Below are 15,630 nucleotides of genomic sequence, written 5' to 3'. Positions count from 1 at the left end.
ATAATTGCTCAGCCCTGAGCCGCGTGCGTTACTGGCGGTAAGGGCGTAGGCGCCTGTGTTGCTCAGGTTTGTGGCGGTTGTGGAGAGGCTGACCCCGCTAACGGTATCGCCATTGACCAGACCACTGGTTTTAAAGTCAGCCTTATCCAGTGTGGGGTTCTGTCCATAGATGCCGGTCTGGTTCAGGGCGGTAATGGCCAGGGCCGCGGGTGTAATGTCGTAGGTGCCACTCTGATAGGTGATGGCATAATTGCTCAGCCCTGAGCCGCGTGCGTTACTGGCGGTAAGGGCGTAGGCGCCTGTGTTGCTCAGGTTTGTGGCGGCTGTGGAGAGGCTGACCCCGCTAACGGTATCGCCATTGACCAGACCACTGGTTTTTAAGTCAGTATTATTCAGTGAGGGGTTCTGTCCATAGATGCCGGTCTGGTTCAGGGCGGTAATGGCCAGGGCGGCCTTGCTGACAGTATCAGTAGCCTGATAGGTGATTTGATAACCCTTTGCCGTGGCGCCGGTGCCATACATGGCCCCCGTTGTTCCGGCATTGCTCGTCGATGAGAGAAGCGGGCTATACCATTTCAGGTTGCTTGTATCCACGAGGGACGATGCGTTATTGCTGTTCTGATCTGTGAAGGTGAGACTACTGACAGAAAAGGCACTCTGCCCGTAAGTCTGTGCCCCTGTGCTGCTGATCACAATATGGGGCAGGGCGGCAAGTATCGGATAAGGCGAACCTGAAACCCAGGCACCCGGATCGGTGAAGCTGTAAGGACTGCCGCTAACCATCGGCCCTTCGGTCAGCCACTGCACAGTAGTCAGGCCCTTGCCGCCCGACATGTTGCCCGCTCTAATGCCCACTGTGGTGCCGGAAGTACTGGTGTCAAAGTAGGCATTGTTGAGCGTGCCGTAATTAACGCAGATCAGAGCGCCCGGAAGGTAGTTACCAGTCATATTTCCCGTTGCATAGACATCGCTGATCGTGCCGTAGTAATTATAGCCGACTAGGCCGCCTGCAGGGCCGTAGCGACCAGTCACATTTCCCGTTGCGTAGGCATTGCTGATCGACCCGCTATTATAGCCGACCAGACCGCCAACCTCGCTGAGGGCGCTGCCAGTCACATTTCCTGTCGCGTAGGCATTGCTGATCGTGCCGTAGTAATTAGAGCCGACCAGGCCGCCAGTCTTGGTGGTGCCGGTGCCGCCGGTGCCGTTCACGTTCCCCGTTGCGTAGGCATTGCTGATCGTGCCGTAGTAATTATAGCCGACCAGGTCGCCAGTCTCCCCGTTGTAGCTGGTGCTCCTCATATTTCCCGTTGCGTAGACATTGCTGATCGTGCCGTAGTAATTAAGGCCGACCAGACCGCCCACCGTAGCGTGACCACCGAGGATACTATTTTGGGTCACGTTCTCTGTCACGTAAGCATCACTGATTGTTCCCTCATTAACTCCGATCAGACCGCCCGCGGCATTTCCGCTATTACTGCTTGCGGTGTTAGAGATGCCTTTGTTGTCGCCGTCATCAGTCACGTTCCCAGTCGCGTAGACATTGCTGATCGTGCCGTCATTAACGCCGGCCAGACTGCCTGTCGCTTCGCCGTAGTCGGTCACATTTGCTTGAATAAGGCCGACATTCCTGATGGTTCCACCCGTGCTTACCTGCCCGAATAGCCCGACAGAATCGGCACCACTATTATTAATCACGAGGTTTGAGATGGTATTACCCAGCCCGTTAAAGGTGCCGGTAAAGCCACCGGGCGTCAGAGGCGTGAAATTACTGATACTGCTCATGTCGAGCGGTCTGGCCAGAGCGTAATAGCCCGATACGCCAACGGCATTCTGTAAATCGCCGGGGCTGGTAATCAGTGTGTAGCTATGACCATCGATGGTCAGCGGGCTGTTGCTCGTTGTGCTGGCGGCGGTCAGGGAGGAACTGGTGAACCGGACGCTGGAGGTGCCGAAGTTCAGAGTTCCATCTCCTGTGCCAGTGCCACCGATGTTGTTGTTGGTGGTCAGGGTCAGCTTACCCGCGCCGCCCACGGTGATATCGGCATTGAGAGTGATGGAGTGATAGGAGGACAGGATCAGGCGGGCCGCGCTGTTCCAGCTCAGAGCGGCGTTGAGCAGAATATCTCCATTGCCCGCACTGCTCGTGCCAGTGCCAGCGATGTTGCCGGTGGCGGCCGAGGTTTGCTCGGTTACATTGGTACCGCTGTTAAGTGCGCTATTGATGGTGCTGGCCGCGTTACTGTCGATCGTCAGGTCATCAGGGTCGAGCAGCCAGCTGCCACCAGGCCCGGCACTGATGGTAGCAGCTCCCACGGCCAGTGTGTGGGCCGAGGTCTCGATTGTGCCGCCAGCTCCTGTGCCTTTTCCGGTTGCTTTCAGGGTAACGCCCAAAGCCAGGGTGGTGCTGCGGGCCAGGTTGGTGCCGCCCATGCTGTCGGTGCCGACAAGGATATGGCCCCCCTTACGTCCGGCTTTGCTGGCCGAGGCATTCAGCACGGCTTTACCGCGAAGGTTCACGGCCCTGCCATTGGCGCGGATGATACCCCCTGAGCCATCGACACTGGTGGCCTTTAGCGTTGTGCTTTCAACTGTTACTGTGCCGTGGGGTGCGCTCAGCCAGACCTGCCCGTTCACCCTTGTGGTGCCGGTGGCCTGCACCAGCCCCTCACGGTTGCCCGCCAGCGCGTAGACATTGCCACCGGCCGAGGCCAGCGTGGCGGCGGCAGCCCTGATCCGCCCGGTGTTGGTTACGTTGCCCTTTGCCTTGCTGTCTGCCACGATATAAATGCCCGATGGGCCATCGACCTCGCTCAGCACCACCTGATTGCCCGCCAGCAGAGCCGCCGTGCCGCCCGCAGCACTGACCGTACCTTTGTTGCTGACGCTGGCCCCCACCAGCACTACATTGCCGCTGGTGCTGGTGATTTTGCCCGCATTGGTGACAGTGCCGGCAGAGCTGCCGGACAGAATGACGTTGCCCCCCTTCATGAACGTACTGTTGGGCGTATCACGCGTGGAGGCGATAAAGCTGCCGCCGGTCACTACTGTTCCGCCAGGCCCTATCACTACGCCATTGGGATTGATGAGGAAGACCGTGCCGGTGGCGCCTATATGCCCCAAAAGGGAGGAAGACTGCGCACCCGTTACGCGGTTGAGGGTGGCGCCACTGCCGTTGTTGAACCGGACCGAGGCGCCTGCTCCGACGGAGAAGCCCTGCCAGTTAATGACCCCGCGTGCGGATGACTGGTCGATTGTAGTGGTGCCCCCTGTCGTACTGATACTGCCAGACCCCGCTACATAGGTGCCGCCCGTGGGCAGGGCCTGTCCCCAGGCAAAGCCGGGGGTGAGGGCGGTTATGCCAAGAAGAAGCGTGCGGGTTGTCAAAGTCATCAGTCAGTCTTCAGTTCTGTGGGGCTGGATATGGAAGAGGTGCTTCTGCAGAGTGGAAATGATCAACGAACCGATCTCATTAAAGATGATCGGCTAAACACAATATTTCCTTGTTTTTGATTAGTTTTTATATCGTATCAAGATTGATTTTGCGGTATCCCCAAAAATGCGACAAACGCGATGTTGGGGGCAGCAGGCAACTGACTGTGTCATCGCATGGGAAGGATAAGTGCAGAGGTGGGTATGACAGGCGATATACCGGTTTATGAAGCTCAGGCGCTCGCTGGATTGCCGCATTTCATGAAATGTCTGGCTTTCTGCAATCAGGCATTACTGAGCATTCACAAGCAGATGCCGCGTGAAGTGCGTTACGTGGCCGATGTAAGACGATGGGTTTTGACGCATGCGGCTCTTTTGTTACATTTTCAGCGACGGGTTGACCCTTCAGCTCCCCCGCTGACCGCAACCAACCTGTATGGTTTGATTGAAGATAGCAGTATGGTCAGCCCGAATACGGTTACAAATTACCTCAAGGAAGTTCAGAATTTTGGCTATATAGAAGCCATTCCCAGTCAGGATGGCCGGGTGCGCGCTTATCAGATGAGCGCTTTTTCTGAGCAGATGTTCCATGTCTATCTTAGCGTCAATTTGCAGGCGCTTGACCAGATTGACGGAGCGGGCAGGAGTGAGGTTACACGTGTAACGCCAGAAATCCTTAATCACATGCACCCGATTTTTGCCAGATTAATGCTGCAGGATGCTTTTTTAAGAGCACCACCGCAGTCTATTGTACAACTTGTCAGCACAACGGTGGGCATGTCCGTTCTGAATGAAATGACTAAGTCTGTAACAGAATCACCCGCAGGCGACATAGAACGGATAGAAATTGTCCTCGACAGTGCCAATGCTATGGCGCAGCGTTATGGCGTTTCGCGTGGGAATATCGCGCGGCTTCTGAAAAAAATCGAGACAGAAAACGATTTCGGTAAAACAGGCCGAAAAAGCTGGATATCAGCCCGGCTTGTACGCGACTACCATCAGTGGCAGGCGCGTAAATTTGCCCATGTTTCTTACGCCTATGTTGAAGCTTGCCGCCAGTATAACACGACGAGTGCCGCAGCCTGAGGGGGAAGAGGTAAGGTCATTACTGAGAGTATGATTTTTAAACTAAAAACATAAGTACTGTTCTTTTGTAGAAGTATCATGATTTGTGTCGGTTAAAAATTATCCTCTGATCGGTAATCATAAGTTTTTCAAAGGCTGTTTTTCCAAAAAACAGAAGGCGTTGATATCATTTGACGGAGTTCTTTGTTGACAGCCAGCATGTGTGGCTCGCGTGGTCCTTTAGCTGCACCGGTTCCACTGGCATCCACAATACCGTAACGAGCTGTAGTTAACCGGTTGAGGTGGTTCCATTCCGTAAAGCCTGAGGGGAGTACACGCGGGTCCATCCTGCATTCTTTATAAACGACGGTCGCGTAGTCGCGCCATGGCCGCCCAAGACTGATTTCCTTAACATCATTGTCGGCAGTAATGCTGCACTGATGAAACAGATAGCCGCTGGGTTGATCCGCACTACGCCGCCCCTGGGCCGTGAGTATGACAAATGGGCGTCCGAGGGCGTGTAATTCCACTCTTTCGAACCAGGCAAGAGCATCGCCAAAAATAAAATCTACTGCACCATCAATCCGGCTATCCTGATAAAGCTGGCGTGCAGGGTGGCAATCTCTGTCTTCTCTGCATCCGTGACTGGCTGCCAGAAGTGTATCCTGATAGCCTGTAAGATGCAGATCAGAAAAATGCTGACGGTCTCCTGTTGCTGAAAGAGCCAGAGCCTGGGCGTCTTTCGTAATATCCGGATGCTTCCAGTGGAAGCGGTTAGTGATTGTCAGATGCTCGAGCGTGTCACCATCGCCTTCGGCAAAGACGATTGCAGATTTTCCGGTGCCACCACTTTCAAACGCGGCACGGTCCCCCTCAATCACTGTCTCCTCACGCGTGCGTCCCATGCCGATCAGGTGCATATCAGGGCGTGTAACATGTACTACCTCGCGATACGTGCCGGGATAGATCGCAATGGTGGATCCATCCGGAGCAGCTGAAAGAGCACTCTGAATACTGGTAAAGCTTTTTCCACTACCGACAGTATAAACAGTTTTCGGAGAGTTTTCTGGGAATGGGACGAACTGAGCTGAGCAATCAGGGGCTCCTTCCTGTAAGGGGCCTGTATGCAGCTGGGTATTACTGATATCCCACTGGTTTTTTTCAGGAAAATGCACACCATCAAGCGTAATATCAAGCGCATGTTCCTTATCAAACCCATGCGCTACCAACTGGCCACCGTCACTCGTTACGTGTCGCAGAGTGATATCACGATAGACAGGAATAGCAGATCCGACAGCTTCTTTATCATAACTGGTATCGAAATTTACAGCCCACCGGTTTGCGCGCATGCATACATCCTCATAGAGGATGTGCTCTACCAGTCCTCCTCGCGTTACATCGCTTTTAATGCGAATGCCTGAGGTTGTTCCGTCCAGTGTCAGATTGCGGACCAGAATATCATGCACACCATTTTGTGTTTCGCTGCCAATAGACATACCGTGACCCTGGTAGAAGTGGTTGTCGGTGATGGAGATGTTATGTGTTCCTCCATTTGGCCCAGCTTTAATGGCAATGTTATCATCGCCTGTACGGATAAAGCTCTGAGTGATGGTAACATCCTCAGAATTACCAGGATCAATGCCGTCGGTGTTGCGGGCGCTGGCTGGTGCGTCGATTTTTACGCCCCAGAAGGTCGCTCTTTTTACCCCATTCATAGCAACATGAAAATTAGGAGAATTGCGTAAAGTTACACGGTAGAAGGTGACATCGCGGGTGTTGTTAAGTTGAATGAGGCGTGGGGCATTCTGATGTTTATGCTCGCGTTGCGCGCGACGTGCCAGTTGCCACCATGTTTCATCTTTGCCCTCTATTACCTGGCCGCCGTTACCATCGATAACCCCATCGCCATAAATGCCTCCACCGCTATAGTCCTGGAATGTCAGAAAGGGCTTGCAGCCTTTCCCTTTATTGTCGAGGGTGCCGCACGCTCCTGTGCCACGATCATAAGCCTGAGGGTCTGAAGTAGCAGCTAAAATAACCCCTTTATCCAGCCAGAGCGACACGCCTGATTTCATTTCCAGTGGGTTACTAACAAAGAGACCTTTGGTCAGATGAACTGCCTGACCTGAAGGGCAGTGATTAATGGCTTCCTGGAGGTTGTGCGCATCGGGTACATCGTCTGATGTGAGCTTTACGCAGACATGGGCAGGCAGTTCTGGCTCACGAATGTAGCGACGATCCTGTGCATTTCCATGACCTGGCATACCGAGTAATAGGGCCGCAAGAATAAAGAACGTAGTGTGACTTATCGAAAGGGAAGCTTTTTTCGCCATACATCACCATTTTTTAATCATCCGGCGGGATAGAAGATCTTCTGGTTATTGTAATTTATTTCTGACATCAGAGTGATGGGAAGTTGATTTTCCTGATGGCTCTTATGAGGGTTTTTTCCGTTTAGGTGCTATAGGTTATAAATATTAAATTTATGCCTTCTGAGTGTGGTAATCTCATGTCAAAGGAGGTCCGGGCACAGGGAGAACAGGATCTCAGTGCGTTTTGCCTATGAGTGGCATGACGAGGAAGAGCGGTGTTTCCGGTTCTATGGCAACGAGAAATAGGAATTCGATGAAAACGGCCTGATACGTCGTCTTATTGCCTTCATCAACGATCTGCCGTTCGGTATCGGTGCTCAGCTTTTTCATTGGCCGCAGGTCCCCGCAACCAAATCATATACATCAGGTACAAAATGCTCCGGTTTTAAACCTCCGGAGCAATAAACGCGTCCAAAGCAATCCCCTCAGGTTATTTGCCAGATGGGCCAGAAACAATCACGTTTAATGACCAGCACCTCGATGTCGCTATAATCTGATGCGTTCTACTTCATCAAGTGAGATATCGTCCCGTCTGCGGTCATAAAGCTGCGTCGTACGGGTGGAGGAGTGGTTGGCCATAGCGGCCGCATTTTCGAGGGTACCACCATTTTTAAGGTAAGTGGTTACGCCAGTGGCCCGAAATGTATGGTTGCCTATTGCTGTCTTGATACCGGCGGCTTTTGCCCGGCGCCTGACCATGGCGTAGGCATCAGGCTGTTCCAGGCGGTTTTGAGAAAAATGCTTTGTTCCGCGTTTAATTGTGCAAAAAAGCCAGCTTTTTGGGGTGTCTGCCAGTCCTGTACCGTCAAGGTAAGCATGCAGATACTCTTCAAGTGTGTGGTGGCATGGCATGGCATGTTGTTTTCCACCCTTTTCGTTCAGACGTACCCACAGGCGGCGATTTTGAATAAAGACATCCTCTACCCGCATAGATAAAGCAGCACCAATGCGCGCGAATGAAAAAACCATGAGTGCAATTAAAGCTCTGTCCCGCAGGCCCGAACTGGTTGATGTATCTATAGAATCCAGTAAGGCCCGTGCTTCATGAGCTTCAAGCACAGGTGTTTTACCAACGCGCACACTATGTGCAGGCCCACGTACAGAGGCTGCCGGGTTTGTTGGTATAATCTGCCCGGTTACCAGCCAGTCAAAAATATGTTTAAGGGCAGCCAGTGCCTGCTTCACACTGGGTGCTGACACTCTGCGGTTTTCCAGCTCCACCCAGGTTGCAACATGCAACGGAGTGATGTCGGGCAGATGGCGGATATGATGGTCATCACACCAGGACAGAAAACCGGAAACAGCTCTTGCATAAGCCCGCCGCGTATTAGGATTGCGTATTTGCGCGGCAAAAAATTCCATAAAGCGCTGGCGGGCACTGTCTCCCGCTGTGGCGATCAGTGCCGGGAGTACCGGACCACGAAGCGCGGGAGAGGTGGGTAGCGCCATATAGATTACATTTTCCGTAAGTTGTTATATCTGACGAAAGCATAACACGGAATGTATTCTGAATATCATTCAGTTTCAGAATTCTTCGTAAAAAGAAGGATCCTGATTAAAGGTGCGCCCATCAGGGCGAGCCAGAGAAGCAATAGCCTTCATATCCTCATCAGAAAGGCTGAAGTCAAAAATTGACATATTTTCAATCTGATGTTTGCGACCCGAAGCTTTAGGAAGAGGAATACATTCAAGCTGATGGTGCCAGCGCAGAATAACCTGCGAAATGCTTTTATTCAGTTTTTGCGCGATAGTGTTCAGAACAGGGTTTTGCAAAATATCATTAGCACGCCCCAGGGGACTCCAGGATTGTGTGACGATATGATGTTTTTTGTGCCAGGCACGTGCTTCGGCCTGTGGAAAATAAGGGTGCAGCTCAATCTGATTAACTGAAGGGAGTACGCCTGTTTCATCCTGCAGACGCTGAAGATGTTCCGGTAAAAAATTGCAGACGGCAATAGAGCGCACATAGCCGCGTTTTCTGGCCTCTATCAGTGCTTTCCATGCTTCGACATATTTACCCACTTTCGGGTTCGGCCAGTGAATGAAGTAGATGTCGTAATATTCAACATTAGCACGGTAGAGAGATTCCTCAATCGTTGCCAGAGCCTCATCATAGGCATGGTGCCGGCCTGGCAGCTTTGAACTGATGCGGAGATCTTCACGCTTGTGCCCACACTCGCGCAAGGCTCTGCCAAGAGCACCCTCATTCTCATAGTTGAAGGCACTATCCAGCCCGGTATAACCAACATCAATAGCATTTTTCATTGCTTCAACGCCGGAGGCACCATTAAGTTTATAGGTGCCAAATACGATAGCTGGCAGTGTCGTGCCATCGCTCAGAGTAACTTGTGGCAGAGTCATTTATCATTTCCCTGAATGTGATAAGTGAGAAGTCCGGATCATCCGGTGTTATCGCCGGTTTTTCCATTCGTTGAGCTTATTCACCATAGCCTGTGCCGACATACTCCTGGCTTCGCCCAGTGCCAGCGTACCGTCACTGTTAAGCACTTTGCCAGCGGGGGTGATAACCAGAACAAGAGGAATGGCTTTAATTTTAACGCCAAATTTTGCAGCAATGTCTGTATTGTACTGAAAATGATCGACGTTAATATTTGCGATGGCAAAATTCTTATTTACCCATGGTGCAACGGATGCATTTTTTAAAGCGCCTTCAAGCATCAGGCAGTCAGGGCACCAGTTAGCACCAAAAATCAGCATAACCAGTTTGTCTGTTTTTTGTGCTTCTTCAAAAGCATCCTTTACTGCCTGCGGTGCAGCCTCAGGAGAAGCGTAAGGATGAACTGCAGCGGCAAACTTCAGGTCGCTAATCTGCGGAACATCACCACCGCTTTCTGCATGTGCGTAAGCAGGCAGAGTTGCCTGAGCTACGACAAGAGACAGGGCTGCTGTGAAGAGTTTAATCGTTTTATGGGACTTTGAGCGTAATGGCCGGAAATGAAAACTGGACATAAAATACCTGTAAATTAAGTTGATAAGTAATTATTCAGGCTGCAGAATAAACAGGCGTGAGCAATAGGGACAAACAGTCTGCTGGTCTCCTATTTTCAGCCATACTCCAGGGTGCCCCAGAGTATCAGAGCCTCCATTGCAGTATATTTTGCGGGAATCGACAACAATAGTCTCGATATAGCCCAGTCGCGGGCGTGGTGTCTGGTTTTCTGCCTGAATAAGCATAGGGCTGTTCCTTGTCTTCTGGCCAGGCCAGATCTGTTTCTGGTATTGCACTCTTGTCTGGCATGATACCCCTGCAGACAAAATGTTTCCATTCACTCTTCTTCCCATATCCGTGAGCGAAGAGTCTCTGAGTATTTTTAAAATGTTAAAATTATGGTGTCAGAGGGTCATTGCCGGCTGTGTTATGACCTGGATGTTCATAGCGCTGAGTGGCTGCACGACAGGCGCGCCCCCTGCGCCAAAGCCTCCGCTACGCTGGCAACAGGCTTCTGTGCTTGTCGCGCCGGACCATATATTTACCATGAGTGATGGCGCAGCGTTGCCGGTGCGTATCTGGAAAGCACAGGGGCAGCCAAAAGCTGTGTTGCTTGCCTTGCATGGTTTTAATGATAGTCGCGATGCATGGGAAAGCCGGGCTTCGTTTTTTACGCAGGCCGGTGTAACGGTCGCAGCTCCTGATCAGCGTGGTTTTGGTGCCGCACCACAACGTGGTGCATGGGCAGGTACTGCGCGGATGGTTGCTGATACACGAGAACTGATTGACCAGCTAAAAAAAATGTATCCCCGTACGCCTATATATCTTGCCGGTGAAAGTATGGGAGGGGCGGTGCTTATGGTGCTTATGGCTCAGCCTGACGCCCCTGCTGTTGCTGGTACAATTCTGCTTGCTCCGGCAGTGTGGGATCCGGGTTTTACAGCTGATATGCTGTTATCAGTTTTTGCATCGCTGTCGCCGCATACCCTTGTGCCTGAACAGAGTGCCTCTGTGCATGTGGTGGCTACAGATAATATGGCAGCTCTTATTCGTCTTTATTATGATCCGCTGACACTTCGTACAACACAGTGGATAGCATTGCGGGGGCTTGTAACCCTGATGCAGCAGGCAGCGGCTGCGGCAAAGCATGACCAGGGTAACATACTATGTGTCTATGGCGATAATGATCAGCTTGTGCCGGCTTTTGCTATGGCACGTGTCTGGCATGATTTATCTGTCAGGAGAGCTGAGAAAAAAGATGTACGTTTTGACATGATCCCTGGGGGACATCATCTGCTGCTCAGAGATCAGGGAGGTGAGCGTGTGGCTCATGATATGCTGAGCTGGATGACAACACCGCAGAGCTGGCTGCCTTCAGGGGGAGATGTCAGTGCAGGTGTATGGGTTGCAGAACAGAAGGGGCTGCGTGGCCCGGGTAAGGGGGGCATACCATTTTTTATACCCGCCAGGCTTGATGAGGTTGTGACGCCCTGACGTAAAGGTCTTTCCTCTGGCTGGCAGAGGAAAGACCCTGGTGTTCTGTTACCAGATTTTTACGCGCTGAGAGGGTGCGAGATAGAGCGCATCCCCTTTTTTGACATTCCATGCTTTATACCATGCATCGATGTTGTGCATGGGCAGGTTTACACGAGCTTCCGGCGGTGAGTGCGGGTCAACCACCACCAGGCTTTTAACTGTGTTTTCACGCAGTTTCTGGCGCCAGACCTGTGCCCAGCCGAGGAAGACTCTCTGGTCACCTGTCAGGCCATCAATAACCGGAGCTTTCTCACCATTCAGTGAGGCGTGATACGCATCAAGCCCCAGGGTCAGACCGCCCAGATCAGCAATGTTTTCACCCATAGTCAGCTTGCCATTGACATGCACACCAGGCAGCACTTCAAAGGCGTCGTACTGAGCACCCAGACGGGCTGCCAGTTTCTGAAAGCGTTCTGTGTCCTTTTTAGTCCACCAGTCACGCAGGCGACCATGTTCGTCAAACTGCCGCCCTTCATCGTCAAACGAATGGGTCATTTCATGACCGATAACGCCACCAATGGCACCGTAATTAATGGCGGCATCGGCCTTTGCGTTAAAGAATGGCGGCTGCAGAATAGCTGCGGGGAAAACAATCTCGTTAAACAGCGGGTTGTTATAGGCATTGACTGTCTGAGGGGTCATATCCCATTCATCACGGTCAACTGTTTTACCCAGGTGGCTCAGTTCATAAGCCCACTCGAAAGCAATGCCATTTTTGACGTTGCCGTAAAGGTCTTTCAGGTTCACTTCAAGGCCGGAATAGTCACGCCATTTTTTGGGGTAACCGACCTGAATTTCCAGGCTGTCGAGTTTGGTCAGAGCAGCCTGACGTGTTGCCGGGGTCATCCAGCTGTTGTGCTGCAGGCGGGTGTGGAAGGCTGTTTTGAGGTTTTCAGTCAGCTGCTCCATAGCTGCGCGGTCTTCTGCCGGGAAGAATTTCTCAACATAAACCTTGCCTAATGCCATGCCCATTGCTGAGTTTGTAGCGCTGACACCGCGCTTCCAGCGTGCTGGCAGAGCAGGCTGACCGCTCAGAACTTTATGGAAGGTGAAGCTTGCCTGAACAAATTCGTCAGGCAGATAACCGGCAGCGTTGCTGGCGGTGTGAAATGCCTGCCATGAGCGCAGCAGTTCGGGGGCAGTGCTGGCGAGAACAGCTGCTTCTCCGGTAATGGCTGAGGGCTCCTGTACGATAATGGTGCTGGCTTCAAGGCCTTCAGCTGGCAGGCCGGCAGCAAGCATCCAGCTTTTCCAGTCAAAGCCAGGCGCGGTTTTAATCAGATCGCTGACTGTCATCGGGTTATAGGTTTTGTTTGGGTCTCGCATATCTGCGCGGGCCCAGTGTGCCTCAGCCAGTTTTGTTTCAAAGGCAATGACAGCATCTGCCGTTTTAGAGGGCTCTGGCCATCTGATGAGGGTAAGAATTTGCGTGATATAGGCCTGATACGCTTTTCTCTGTTCTGCAAACTGAGGTTTCAGGTAGTAGTCACGGTCGGGTAGTCCGAGACCGCCCTGATCAAGGTAGACTGAGTAATGCGTGGGGTCTTTTGAGTCAGGTGAAACGCTGAGTGAAAACGGAGAGGTCGTAAAAGATGTGAAAGCTGAGCCTGACAGTGTGGCAAAGCTTTGTGCATCGGTGAGAGAACGAAGGGTTTTCAGGTCTTTTTTAAGAGGGCTGATGCCGCGTTTTTCAACGGCTTTTTCGTTCATAAAGGATGCGTAAAATGTGCCGAGCTTTTCATCTGTGCTATGCGGTGTTTTAACCGGGTGTGCAGAAAGTTCGTTCAGAATGTTCTGCACGCGCTGACGTGAAAGTTCAGCCAGAGCATTAAACGGTCCATAGCTGGTCATATCTGACGGAATAGTCAGATCTTTCAGGTAAGTACCATTTGCATATTCGAAAAAATTATTGCCCGGGATGATAGCGGTATCACGACCACTCAGGTTAAACCCCCATGGAGCAAATGACGAGGCCGGCATAAGCACTTCCGGCGCTGCAGGAGGCGTGTCATCAGCGTGGGCGGGAGTTAAACTACAGCCAATCCCTATTCCGACAGTGGCAAAAAGAGCCAGTTTGAGAGAGGAACGGGTATGACGCTTAAAGGCTGCCATGATATCTCCGTAAGTTAGACGCAACGTTGCATAGTTAAAATGCTTTTCACAACACGGGTTTTAAGAAAAAACCAGTCACGAAGATGTAATTTAAACATATTTCAGCGGATGTGCCTATATGATGAAAATATATTACGCCTGAGATATTAATTTTTCTGCATCGTTATTGTTTTCCCGGAGTTCGTTAAGCAACAGGGAGGGGATATGTTATCTCTTATAGTGAAAGCGGGTGGTCCCGGGTCTTTCGTGGTGTGGCAAACTATATTTAACCGCCTCATGCCTGAACTGACTGTTATTGACTGGCACGACAAAACGGCTGACCTGGCCAGTATTGACTATGCTTTTGTCTGGCAGCCTGAACCCGGACGGCTTGCGCAGATGCCCCGCCTTAAAGCGATACTGAGCGTAGCAGCCGGAGTTGACCATATTCTGACAGACCCCGATCTGCCTGCAAATTTACCGGTTATTCGTATGGGAGGAGAGGACACTGCTGCACAGATGCAGGATTATGTGCGCTGGGCTGTCTTTTCTCTTCTGCGCGAGGCACCACGCTGGCACAGCGCACAGCATAAGCAGATATGGGCGCGTCAGGGTGTGCCCCCGGTGCGCCTGTCCTCTGAGACGCCGGTTGGTATTATGGGGCTGGGGGCGCTGGGTTCAGCTGTTGCACAAAGCCTGGTGCAGGCTGGTTTTCCCGTTGTCGGGTGGTCGCAGCATAAAAAATCTTATGATCATATTACCAGCTACGCCGGAACTGCAGAGCTTGAAACATTTTTGCGCAGCTGCAGCATTCTGGTGTGTTTGTTGCCCGAAACATCTTTGACCCGCGGAATTATAACCTGCGATGTTTTAAAACAGCTTCAGAAACCAGCGGGGCTGATTAATGTGGGGCGTGGCCGGCTTGTCGTTACGAGTGATCTTTTGCGAGCACTTGATGATGGCACGTTGCATAATGCCGTGCTTGATGTGTTTGAGCATGAACCGCTGCCCGCAGAGTCGCCTTTATGGTCGCACCCCGGAGTGCTGATTACGCCTCATGTGGCATCAGAGGCCTCTCGCACCGCACGGGCAGGTTATGTTGTCGGGGTTATTCGTGCTTTTGAGCGGGGGGAGGATGTGCCTTTGCGTTATGACCCACAAAAAGGTTATTAAAAAACTCCTGGACAGTGAGTATATATCCCCGAAAGCCAGCAGAAAAGGCCGCTGTTATGACTATTGATATCCCTCTTATGCTTTCGTTTCTGGCTGCTGCAGCAGTGCTGACCGTTATACCGGGTACTGATACTGCGCTGATGTTGCGCTCTGTTGCTGTGGGCGGGCGTCGTGCTGCGGCACAAACCGGGCTGGGTATTATTATCGGCCTGCTGATCTGGGGGCTGGTGGTTTCACTGGGGCTGGGCGCAGTGCTTAAAGCCTCAGAACTGGCATATGAATGCGTGAAATGGGCGGGCGCAGCCTATCTGACATATCTTGGTGTGTTATTTTTGTTTCGCCCGCGTGAGGCCATGGCTCAGGCGGAGGGGGCTGCAAAATCCATTTCAGGTTCGACTGGTCAGTTTTTACGTAAAGGCTTTCTGACTAATATGCTTAACCCTAAAATTGGGGTCTTTTATATTACATTCCTGCCGCAGTTCGTTCCTTCTGGTGCGTTTGTCGCAGCATACTCGCTTTTTCTTGCTCTTATTCATTGCGCCATGACAGTGCTGTGGTTTGTTGTGCTGACAGCAGCGGCTTTGCCTTTAAGTAACCTGCTTAAAAAGCCAGCTACAGTGAAAGTGCTCGACCGCATTACCGGTTGTTTGTTTATTGCATTTGGGCTTCGTCTGGCCTTGTCGCGTGCTGACTAGCGGGTGGTGTTATCGTGGGTTTACCAGCCAGCTGATACGACGCGCCATAAAGGTGAAAGGTATGGCGAGAACACCCATCACGGCAAATACAATTAATAAAATCATAGGAATAAAAAAGTTTTCATCAGTTGCATTTTGTGGTGGGAATTTAAAAGAAAGAACTGAAATTAAAATCCCTGAAATTGAAAAAAAGTAAGAATAACTAAGTAATTTTTGTGTTTTTTTAACAGTAAAATTCTTTTTTCTTTATTTTTATTCTGAATACCTCCTCTTGCTGTTATCTGTATATATCCTACAAATATTGATGATGTGATCA

13 protein-coding genes are annotated in these 15,630 nt (G+C 51.4%); 6 read left to right on the top strand and 7 right to left on the bottom strand.

The genetic code is table 11. The features are described 5' to 3' along the window. On the bottom strand, positions 1-3,393 hold a 3,393-nt coding region (locus GOB58_RS06905; RefSeq protein ID WP_173559692.1), incomplete at its 3' end, for a beta strand repeat-containing protein. A gap of 243 nt (positions 3,394-3,636) precedes the next feature. Here GOB58_RS06905 and GOB58_RS06900 point away from each other — a divergent pair. Next, positions 3,637-4,518 carry a hypothetical protein gene (locus tag GOB58_RS06900; protein ID WP_173559691.1) on the top strand — a complete coding sequence of 294 codons (882 nt, stop codon included), beginning with the start codon at positions 3,637-3,639 and terminating at the stop codon, positions 4,516-4,518. Positions 4,519-4,646: 128 nt separating this feature from the next. On the opposite strand, the gene GOB58_RS06895 is transcribed toward GOB58_RS06900, so the two are convergent. Beyond that, positions 4,647-6,830: a pectinesterase family protein gene (locus GOB58_RS06895; protein ID WP_173559690.1), complete on the bottom strand. Its 2,184-nt coding sequence runs from the start codon at positions 6,828-6,830 to the stop codon at positions 4,647-4,649. Positions 6,831-6,995: 165 nt separating this feature from the next. Here GOB58_RS06895 and GOB58_RS13345 point away from each other — a divergent pair, with 165 nt between their 5' ends. Beyond that, positions 6,996-7,115, top strand: a complete 120-nt coding sequence (locus GOB58_RS13345; RefSeq protein ID WP_408736585.1) for a DUF1348 family protein — start codon at positions 6,996-6,998, stop codon at positions 7,113-7,115. 240 nt (positions 7,116-7,355) lie between these two features. On the opposite strand, the gene GOB58_RS06880 is transcribed toward GOB58_RS13345, so the two are convergent. The 4 genes from GOB58_RS06880 to GOB58_RS06865 form a co-directional block, all read right to left on the bottom strand. Then, positions 7,356-8,318, bottom strand: a complete 963-nt coding sequence (locus GOB58_RS06880) for a tyrosine-type recombinase/integrase (protein ID WP_173559688.1) — start codon at positions 8,316-8,318, stop codon at positions 7,356-7,358. Between the two features lie 75 nt (positions 8,319-8,393). After that, entirely contained in the window at positions 8,394-9,230 is an 837-nt protein-coding gene (locus GOB58_RS06875) for an aldo/keto reductase (RefSeq protein WP_173559687.1), read from the bottom strand. Positions 9,231-9,278: 48 nt separating this feature from the next. After that, positions 9,279-9,839, bottom strand: a complete 561-nt coding sequence (locus GOB58_RS06870) for a thioredoxin family protein (protein ID WP_173559686.1) — start codon at positions 9,837-9,839, stop codon at positions 9,279-9,281. 30 nt (positions 9,840-9,869) lie between these two features. After that, positions 9,870-10,064, bottom strand: coding sequence for a zinc-finger domain-containing protein (locus GOB58_RS06865; protein WP_086555142.1), 195 nt, complete (start codon positions 10,062-10,064; stop codon positions 9,870-9,872). Between the two features lie 184 nt (positions 10,065-10,248). On the opposite strand from GOB58_RS06865, the gene GOB58_RS06860 reads away from it, so the two are divergent. Then, entirely contained in the window at positions 10,249-11,313 is a 1,065-nt protein-coding gene (locus GOB58_RS06860) for an alpha/beta hydrolase (RefSeq protein ID WP_242005248.1), read from the top strand. A gap of 48 nt (positions 11,314-11,361) precedes the next feature. On the opposite strand, the gene GOB58_RS06855 is transcribed toward GOB58_RS06860, so the two are convergent. Beyond that, on the bottom strand, positions 11,362-13,467 hold the full coding sequence (locus tag GOB58_RS06855; protein ID WP_173559684.1) for a M13 family metallopeptidase: 2,106 nt from the start codon (positions 13,465-13,467) through the stop codon (positions 11,362-11,364). A 204-nt stretch (positions 13,468-13,671) separates the two neighbouring features. On the opposite strand from GOB58_RS06855, the gene GOB58_RS06850 reads away from it, so the two are divergent. The 3 genes from GOB58_RS06850 (at position 13,672) to GOB58_RS13210 (ending at position 15,510) form a co-directional block, all read left to right on the top strand. Next, the gene (locus tag GOB58_RS06850) at positions 13,672-14,619 is read left to right on the top strand and encodes a 2-hydroxyacid dehydrogenase (protein WP_173559683.1); all 948 of its coding nucleotides are present in this window, start codon (positions 13,672-13,674) and stop codon (positions 14,617-14,619) included. A gap of 56 nt (positions 14,620-14,675) precedes the next feature. Beyond that, entirely contained in the window at positions 14,676-15,314 is a 639-nt protein-coding gene (locus tag GOB58_RS06845) for a LysE family translocator (RefSeq protein ID WP_173559682.1), read from the top strand. A gap of 61 nt (positions 15,315-15,375) precedes the next feature. After that, the gene (locus GOB58_RS13210) at positions 15,376-15,510 is read left to right on the top strand and encodes a hypothetical protein (RefSeq protein ID WP_265792874.1); all 135 of its coding nucleotides are present in this window, start codon (positions 15,376-15,378) and stop codon (positions 15,508-15,510) included. Positions 15,511-15,630: the final 120 nt, after the last annotated feature.

Source organism: Acetobacter thailandicus, assembly GCF_011516655.1.
GTDB lineage: Bacteria > Pseudomonadota > Alphaproteobacteria > Acetobacterales > Acetobacteraceae > Acetobacter > Acetobacter thailandicus.
This window is presented reverse-complemented; position numbering and strand designations above follow the sequence as displayed.

What these genes read in the sequence shown, in the direction of transcription:
- GOB58_RS06900 (WP_173559691.1), top strand. Translation starts at nt 3,637, where the DNA reads ATGACAGGCGATATACCGGTTTATGAAGCTCAGGCGCTCGCTGGATTG.
- GOB58_RS06895 (WP_173559690.1), bottom strand. Translation starts at nt 6,830, where the DNA reads ATGGCGAAAAAAGCTTCCCTTTCGATAAGTCACACTACGTTCTTTATT.
- GOB58_RS06880 (WP_173559688.1), bottom strand. Translation starts at nt 8,318, where the DNA reads ATGGCGCTACCCACCTCTCCCGCGCTTCGTGGTCCGGTACTCCCGGCA.
- GOB58_RS06875 (WP_173559687.1), bottom strand. Translation starts at nt 9,230, where the DNA reads ATGACTCTGCCACAAGTTACTCTGAGCGATGGCACGACACTGCCAGCT.
- GOB58_RS06870 (WP_173559686.1), bottom strand. Translation starts at nt 9,839, where the DNA reads ATGTCCAGTTTTCATTTCCGGCCATTACGCTCAAAGTCCCATAAAACG.
- GOB58_RS06865 (WP_086555142.1), bottom strand. Translation starts at nt 10,064, where the DNA reads ATGCTTATTCAGGCAGAAAACCAGACACCACGCCCGCGACTGGGCTAT.
- GOB58_RS06860 (WP_242005248.1), top strand. Translation starts at nt 10,249, where the DNA reads ATGACCTGGATGTTCATAGCGCTGAGTGGCTGCACGACAGGCGCGCCC.
- GOB58_RS06855 (WP_173559684.1), bottom strand. Translation starts at nt 13,467, where the DNA reads ATGGCAGCCTTTAAGCGTCATACCCGTTCCTCTCTCAAACTGGCTCTT.
- GOB58_RS06850 (WP_173559683.1), top strand. Translation starts at nt 13,672, where the DNA reads ATGTTATCTCTTATAGTGAAAGCGGGTGGTCCCGGGTCTTTCGTGGTG.
- GOB58_RS06845 (WP_173559682.1), top strand. Translation starts at nt 14,676, where the DNA reads ATGACTATTGATATCCCTCTTATGCTTTCGTTTCTGGCTGCTGCAGCA.
- GOB58_RS13210 (WP_265792874.1), top strand. Translation starts at nt 15,376, where the DNA reads ATGGCGAGAACACCCATCACGGCAAATACAATTAATAAAATCATAGGA.